Annotated in this window: 8 protein-coding genes; all 8 read right to left on the bottom strand. The window is 46.2% G+C overall.

Annotation, left to right across the window (positions count from 1 at the left end; translation table 11 throughout):
* Nucleotides 1–117 precede the first annotated feature (117 nt).
* Nucleotides 118–831: a L,D-transpeptidase family protein gene (locus tag VN379_RS10855; protein ID WP_325533682.1), complete on the bottom strand. Its 714-nt coding sequence runs from the start codon at nt 829–831 to the stop codon at nt 118–120.
* Between the two features lie 137 nt (nt 832–968).
* Complete coding sequence (locus tag VN379_RS10850; RefSeq protein ID WP_325533680.1) at nt 969–1,736, bottom strand: IclR family transcriptional regulator; 768 nt, start codon at nt 1,734–1,736, stop codon at nt 969–971.
* 27 nt (nt 1,737–1,763) lie between these two features.
* Entirely contained in the window at nt 1,764–2,522 is a 759-nt protein-coding gene (gene kduD, locus VN379_RS10845; RefSeq protein ID WP_325533678.1) for a 2-dehydro-3-deoxy-D-gluconate 5-dehydrogenase KduD, read from the bottom strand.
* A 27-nt stretch (nt 2,523–2,549) separates the two neighbouring features.
* On the bottom strand, nt 2,550–3,377 hold the full coding sequence (gene kduI / locus VN379_RS10840) for a 5-dehydro-4-deoxy-D-glucuronate isomerase (RefSeq protein ID WP_325533676.1): 828 nt from the start codon (nt 3,375–3,377) through the stop codon (nt 2,550–2,552).
* Nucleotides 3,378–3,627: 250 nt separating this feature from the next.
* Nucleotides 3,628–4,842, bottom strand: coding sequence for an ABC transporter permease (locus VN379_RS10835; RefSeq protein ID WP_325533684.1), 1,215 nt, complete (start codon nt 4,840–4,842; stop codon nt 3,628–3,630).
* A 1-nt stretch (nt 4,843) separates the two neighbouring features.
* Nucleotides 4,844–5,527, bottom strand: a complete 684-nt coding sequence (locus VN379_RS10830; RefSeq protein WP_325533674.1) for an ABC transporter ATP-binding protein — start codon at nt 5,525–5,527, stop codon at nt 4,844–4,846.
* A gap of 34 nt (nt 5,528–5,561) precedes the next feature.
* Nucleotides 5,562–6,677, bottom strand: a complete 1,116-nt coding sequence (locus VN379_RS10825) for an efflux RND transporter periplasmic adaptor subunit (protein ID WP_325533672.1) — start codon at nt 6,675–6,677, stop codon at nt 5,562–5,564.
* Between the two features lie 20 nt (nt 6,678–6,697).
* Complete coding sequence (locus VN379_RS10820; RefSeq protein ID WP_325533670.1) at nt 6,698–7,957, bottom strand: TolC family protein; 1,260 nt, start codon at nt 7,955–7,957, stop codon at nt 6,698–6,700.
* Nucleotides 7,958–8,004: the final 47 nt, after the last annotated feature.

Raw genomic sequence — 8,004 nt, 5'->3', positions numbered from 1 at the left:
CTACAAATAAACCGGTTTTCCCTGCATTAATCTTCCATTTTAATGAAAAAATAAAAAACCGCCCAGGTCTCCCCCGAGCGGGTGATTTTGACGCCAGTCCGGAGTTTCCTATTTTGGTTACATTTTAAGCAATAGTAAAGTTTTCTCATCAGTAATCCCTGTTTCCGGCAATCTGTTATCCCGTTGAAAAGCCCGAAGCGATGCCTCAGTATCTTTGCCGAAAGTACCTTTCGCGCGTTCCTGATGATACCCTAATTCAACCAGCCTGAGCTGCAGCCTGACAACATCCGGGCCGACAGTCCCTCGCCGCAACACCCGATCGATTTTCGGCTTCGGACCAACAATATTAACCGGTGTACCTACAGGTACCCATTCATATAGTTCTTCTGAATCATGATTGCGCATGCGGATACAGCCATGACTGGCAAAACTGCCAATTGACCATGGTGCACTTGTGCCATGAATCCCATAGCTCCCCCAGGGAATATCAAGCCCCATCCACCTTGTGCCCATAATCTCCTCAGGGCTCCACCCTTTGTACACAACATTCCATTCACCGATTGGCGTTGGCGTTGCCCGCTTACCAACAGCGATCCGGTACCGTTTGAAGAGTTTACCATTGTCATATAACTCAAGTACCCGGTCATGAATCCGAATGATAATAGAGAGTTCTCCCATCGGCGCCTGAGACTCCTGGCTAATTGAGTAATTTAAGGCCTCGGCATCAAGGTATTCAAAAAACCATACCCCGCCAATTACAAAAAACAAGGCAGCAATAATAATACTAAACCGGTTTTTCGCCCTTTTGGCATTTAAATAAAAAAACGGCATCGTCATTACTCCTGTTCAATATTTAATAATATATTCTTATTACTCTTGCCGGTTATCGATGCTATCAATTTTATCCCGGAGTCGCAGGACGCCAATAAAAATAGCGCCATTTCATTTTCAGAAATGACGCTGCCTCATTATATGCCTGAATAACCAAGAGATCTGGATATTGCTTTAGTGCTTTCCAATAATTTAACCGCTACTTCCTGTTCAACATACTCTCTTGAAAAGCGTGACACTAACCCTGAGATACTTATCGCGGCAACAACATCACCAACATTGTCATAAATGGGGGCGCCAATACACCTGCCATCAAGTTCGCATTCACAGTCATCCAGCGCGTAACCACATTCTCGGACCAGGGCTATTTCTCGAAGATAGTCATCACAAGTACAAAGGGTATACTCGGTCCGCCTCTCCATGCCTTCCGCCTCAAGTATTGCTCTGATTTTAGCGTTATCATGTCTGATTAAGAGCGCTTTCCCCAAGGCTGTACAGTGAACGGAATTTGTAGTGCCTAATTTGGCTACAAGCCGCAGCGCATGTGGACTCTCAACAGTATCCACATATAGTACCCTGTTTTTGACCAAAATGCCAAGATGGATTGTCTCTTTAGTTAAATCATTAAGCAGATGCAGATACTTTCTGGCAAGATTTTTTATATCAAAGTTCTGCTCAGCCCGCTGACTCATCATGAGTAATTGGAGGCCCAAGCGGTAATTACCATTTGAATCACACCGTGCATAATCCCGTTTTTCCAGGTTGTTCAAAAGCCGGTAAACAGTAGATTTGGGCAGGCCTGTTTCATCAGTAATATATTTAAGACTAACCGGTGCAATGTTATTGCCAATAACCTCCAGGATGTCAAAGGCCCGCTGCAAGGATTGTACTTCAAGGTTGGACATCTGCAGACCTCCTTACTGCTTTCGTAACTATCTGGCGAGCCAGCCGCCATCAACAGCTACCGTGTAGCCATTGATATAATCAGCTGCAGACGAAGCCAGGAAAACAACCGGTCCGCCCAGGTCAGCCGGGGTTCCCCATCGTCCGGCCGGTATCCGGCTTAGGATTTCAGCACTACGCCCTTCATCAGCCCGTAACGGAGCCGTGTTGGCTGTTGCCATATAGCCAGGTGCAATCGCATTGGCGTTAATATTATGCTTAGCCCATTCATTAGCCATCAGGCGGGTTATTCCCATAATTCCGCTCTTGCTGGCAGTATATGATGGTACTCTGATCCCGCCCTGGAAAGACAGCATCGAAGCTATATTTATAATCTTACCACCGCTGCCCTGCTTAATAAACTGTTTGGCTGCCGCCTGGCAGAAGAAAAAGACAGTCTTAACATTAATATTCATTACATCATCCCAGTCTTTTTCGGTGAAATCCACAGCATCTGCCCGCCTGATAATGCCAGCATTATTAACAAGTATATCGAGGTGACCAAATTCAGCCACTACCTGATCAATAACCCCCTGAATCGGTTCAGTGCTGAACAGATCAGCATCAATGGCCAAAAACTTGCGACCTGCGGCACCAATCTTTTGAGCCGTTTCGGTATGATCACCTAACCCTACACTTACAACATCAGCGCCAGCTTCTGCTAAAGCAATAGCCATGCCTTGCCCCAACCCGGTGGCAGCCCCGGTAACAATAGCCACTTTTCCGGTTAAATCAAACATACTCATCATATCTCCGCCTTTCAAAGTCTATCGTAATTATTTTATATTTTTCATAGCGACATGATCCATATCATCGAAGGTTTGGTTCTCGCCAGCCATACCCCAAATGAAAGTATAGCAGCTTGTCGCCACACCTGAATGAATTGACCAACTGGGAGAAATAATAGCCTCTTCATTGCGCATAACAATATGGCGTGTCTGATTAGGCTCACCCATTAAATGGAACACAACAGCCTCTTCAGGAAGATTGAAATAGAAGTAGACTTCCATCCTGCGGTCATGAGTATGGCAGGGCATACTATTCCACATATTTCCTGGTTCCAGCACAGTCATCCCCATAACCAATTGACAACTCTTAACACCCTGAGGATGGATGTATTTATAGATATTTCTTTCATTGGAGCTCTCGATTGAACCAAGATGGGCCGGGGTTATGCTTTGGCGTTCAATCCTGACTGTCGGATATGTAGCATGGGCCGGTGCACTGTTAAAATAGAATTTCGCCGGTTTGGCAGCATCAGTGCTTGAGAATATAATCTCTTTGGAGCCTTTGCCAACATACAGTCCATCGGTTGTGTCCAGGCTGTAGTCAACTCCATCAACGGAAACTGTTCCTGCACCGCCGACATTGATTACACCCAATTCTCTTCTTTCCAGAAAATACTCCACGCCCATTTCTTTGCCGACTGCCAGTATCAGCGGCTTAACCGGACAGGCGCTGCCGGTAATCATCCGGTCAACGTGGCTGTATACCATTTTAATCTCATCAGGTTGGAACAGTCCCTGGATCAGAAACCGCTCTCTGAGTTCCTCTGTTGTTAATCTTTTTACATCCTCCGGGTAAACTGAATGTCTAACTTCCATGTAATCTCCTCCTAAATAATCGTTTATTGGGCCCCGACTTTTAAAGTCACCAACAGCACTGTTAGCATGTACAGAAAGATCGTTTCACAATACAGAACGAAATGCTATTTACTATATAAATAAATACGCGCAAACAGCTTAAATTCCTGCCGCGTTCCACTTAAAATGGCACGGTAATCCACGATGTGGAACAAAGCACACAAAAAAGCGACTTGTTAACTAGCTAGCCAACAAGTCGCTTTTACTGTTGTTATTCGTACCGTAGTGCATCAATAGGGTTTAACAGTGCTGCTTTGCGTGCGGGGTATAAGCCGAAGAACAGGCCGATACCCACTGAGAAACCGAAAGAAACCAGAATCGGCATCGGTGTGATCACAGTATTCCAACCAGCGAAAGAAGAAATGATATAGGAGCCACCTACACCGACCGCAATACCGATAGCACCACCGATTACCCCGATAACTACTGCCTCAATGAGAAATTGCATCAATATATTCGCATATCTGGCTCCCAGCGCTTTGCGAATACCAATCTCGCGGGTCCGCTCAGTAACAGATACAAGCATAATGTTCATAATGCCAATACCGCCAACCAGCAGCGAAATAGCTGCAATACTGCCAAGCAGCATGGTTATCGTGGCTGTGGTTTCCTGGGCTGTCGCCATTACGCTGGCAAGATTGCGCACCGTAAAGTCATCAGCTTTATCACCGGTAATTCCATGACGCGATCGCAGCAGACTGATTACACCATCCTGAACATCATCAACAACCTCAGCGTTTGCCGCTTGCACACTAATTGTCTGGACATAGGTAATGCCCATCATCCGCTCCTGGGCAGTTGTTAACGGAATGATTACCATGTCGTCCTGATCCTGCCCGCCGGCAGACTGGCCTTTACTCTCCAGCACACCGATGACAGTAAACGGGGCATTCCCAATGCGGACCTGCTGGCCCACCGGATTTATGTTATCAAATAAACTACTGGCTACTGTCGAGCCAATAACAGCAACCCTGTTTCTTGTATCAACATCATCATTGGTAATAAAACTGCCACTTTGAACACTCAAATTACGAACATCCATAAACTCCGGCGTAGTCCCCTGTACATTTGTCGTCCAGTTCATATTACCGGCAACAAGCTGGTATTGTTTGCCTACACTGGGGGCTACAGCCCCGATGCCGGCAATCTCCCGGGACATGGCCTGCGCATCTTTCAGCGTCAATGTAGTATTGGTTCCGGCTGCCTGCCTTACACCGGAAGTGGAAGCCGCCCCCGGGGTAACAATGATCAGATTACTGCCCAGACTGGCGATTGAGGTTTGCACTTTATCCCTAACGCCCATACCAATGGAAACCATGGCAATAACCGCACCAACCCCGATAATAATACCGAGCATGGTAAGGATTGAGCGCAGCTTATTGGAGACTAATGCATCTAAGGCAATCTTCACGCTTTCCCAAAACACATTACTCATCCCTTTCTGTGTCCCGGACAATGAGCCCGTCGCGGACATGAATCACCCGTTTGGCATGGGCGGCAATATCAGGTTCGTGGGTTACGAGGATAATTGTCCGGCCGGCAGCATTAAGTTTTTTAAAGATTTCCATAACCTCGTTGCCTGACTTAGTATCTAAGGCGCCTGTCGGTTCATCGGCCATAATAATCGTCGGCTCGTTGACCAGCGCCCTTGCTATGGCAACCCGCTGGCGCTGCCCACCTGATAACTCGTTTGGTACATGATCCATTCTGTTTTCCAGCCCCACGGCAGCCAATGCCTCTGCTGAGCGTCTTTTACGTTCTTTCACCTCAACACCGGCATAAACAAGCGGCAGGGCTACATTATCGAGGGCTGTAATCCGTGGCAGCAGATTAAAGTTTTGAAAAACGAACCCTATTTTTTTATTGCGCGTTAATGCCAGTTCATCGTCAGTTAAGGTCGACACTTCTTGCCCGTCAAGCATATAGGAACCACTGCTGGGGCGGTCAAGACAGCCCAGGATATTCATTAAAGTTGACTTACCTGAGCCCGAGGGGCCCATAATAGCGGTAAATTCACCGGCCCCAATAGTAAGCGTTACCCCCGCCAGGGCGGCAACAGGTGTATCCCCCATCTGATATATCTTTTTTACGTCAGACAATGCAATCGTCATGTTTTGCCCCCTTTGTACGACACCGCATCCATAGTTAGAACATTGGACGGCCGCCTCCGCCCCCTTGACGTGAGCCCTGCTGTCCACTGCCGGTTTGACCTTGGGACTGCGTCTTAGGCTGTGATACTACAACTTTATCCCCCTCATTGAGGCCGCTGGTAATCTCAACGCGGTCATCACCGGTATTACCGGTAGTGATGGGAACATTTCCGGTTTGTCCGTTCGCGCCTATAACGACAACGTATTTACCTGTTTTGTCTGTCCGTATTGCAGAAAGCGGCAGGGTTAGAACGCCCTGGCTTTGACTTATGGTAACAGATACCCTGGCTACCATACCCGGATTGAGCAGATTCTCGGCATTATTAACATTAATCGTTACCGGATAATAGGTAACATTCTGCGATACAACAGGTTTTCTGGAGATAGTGGTGACTGTGCCGGTAAATTCTTTACCAGGGTACGCGTCAACAGTAAAAACAACCTGTTGAGCAAGGCTTATCTTACCAATATCTGTTTGGTCAACATTGGCTTCAATCTGCATTGTCGACATATCAGCCACTGTCAAAATAACTGTCGGGTTATTGACCCCCTGGGCAACCAGTTCACCGGCTGAAAGTGGTTCACCGATGACGATGCCGTCAATTGGTGCAACAATCACTGTATCATTTAATTTAGACATGATTTCAGCGTAATTTGCCTTGGCAATATTATAGTCCATGCTGGCGTTATCAAGCTGTTCATTTGATGAGCCGCCAATGGTATTAAGCTTGGATGTTCTTTGATATTTAACTGCAGAGTTATCCAGTTTTTCCTTTGCCTGGGTTACCTGAGCCTGCAGACCGGTATCCTCCAGGATGACAAGTATCTGTCCCGCCTTGACCGGCTCATTCTCCTTGACCTTTACCTCTTTAATCTGGGCGGTGATTTTTGAGCTGATATCTACCATGTTCACTGGTTTAATTGTACCTGTTGCCGCAACAACAGAGCTAATATCGCGCCGCTCTACCTGAACAGACTGTTGCGGCACAGTAGACGCTGCCGTGCTCTTGCTGTAATAATAGTAACCGCCGGCACTAACGGCCGCCAGAACAAGGATACCAAAGAACAATCCTTTCTTATTCATTTTTGCTTTCAGCCATAGGTTCTGCATTTTCTACCTCCGTCATTTATCTACTCGGCTTGTAAGCCTATCGCCTTATCAAGGCTTGCCTTGTTCACATTGTAATCATAGAGGGCTTGAACATGATTTGTCTTCGCCTGAGTAAGCGCCAGCTGAGCATCAATTACATCCAGATTGGTACCAACACCGGCTTTATAGGTTTCCTGGGCAATATATAGATCCTCATTGGCTTTATTGACAGCCACATCGGTAGTTTTAAGACGTTTTTCCGCTTCTTTCATATTAAGGTAGCTTTGACGCACTTCCTGCTCAATCGTATCCTGGGTTTGTTCAGCCTGCAGCTTGGCTTTATTTAATGAAGATTCGGCCTGATTAATTTTAGACTTAGTTACACCAGCATCAAAAATATTCCAGCTTGCCGAGGCCCCAACTGACCAATTATGATCATCGTTAGGCAATAAACTGTCATCCCAGCCGGTGGATGCCGACATGGAAACAGAAGGCAGCTTATTGCTTTCAGCAATTTTAATGCCTTTAGCAGCGCTGTCAACACTTACTTTGGCCTGGGCAATCTCAGGGCGATTCTGTTTAGCAAGGGAGATTGCATCAGGTAATGTTCTGGTGTCAGCCTCATACTTAAGTTCACCGGCTAACTGAATCTCTGTGCCTGCATCCATATTCATGGTATTAAGTAAACTTGATACCGCTAATTCATACTGGTTTTGCGCTTTTATCAGATTCTGTTCAGCGTTGGCGAGTTCTACTTCTGACCGCAGCACCTCAGACTTGGCTACGACCCCGGCTTCGTATTTCGCCTGCACTATTGTTAAGTGGGACTGCAAATTATTAACGCTTTCCTCGTTAACAGTTACCATGTTCTTTGTTTCAAGAACATTATAATAGCCAGTCGTTGTATCTTGTTTTAATTGCTGTTTGGCCTTAATCACATTTAGCTCGGCAGTCGTAACCCCAAGCTTAGCCTGGTCAATCTGGGCCTCAGTCTGTCCGCCATCATATAGCTTCCAATTCATTCTTACATTATTGCTAAAACTATCATTACTGGAATCGCCTTGATAATTGTAGCTGCTGCCCAGCGAAACACTTGGCATCTTTCCGGCTTTAGCCTCATCAACCCCCCACACAGAACGGCTCTTATCCTCTGCAGCAATTTGAATTGAAGGGTTATTCTTTAGGGCAATTTCAATACTCTGTTCTAAGGATAGCTCGACAGGTGCAGCAAATGCAAATGTGTTCTGTAAGAGAATCAGGCTAGCAGTAATAAACGCAGCCTTATTTTTAAAGCTTGGCATAATGTCCTTGCCTCCCTAAGTAATTTTCTAATTTAATGGTTATAACC

This window comes from Sporomusa sp. (assembly GCF_035561255.1).
In the GTDB taxonomy this organism is placed as follows: Bacteria; Bacillota; Negativicutes; order Sporomusales; family Sporomusaceae; genus Sporomusa.
Note: the sequence above shows the minus strand (reverse complement) of the source record. Positions and strands in the feature narration are given on the sequence as shown.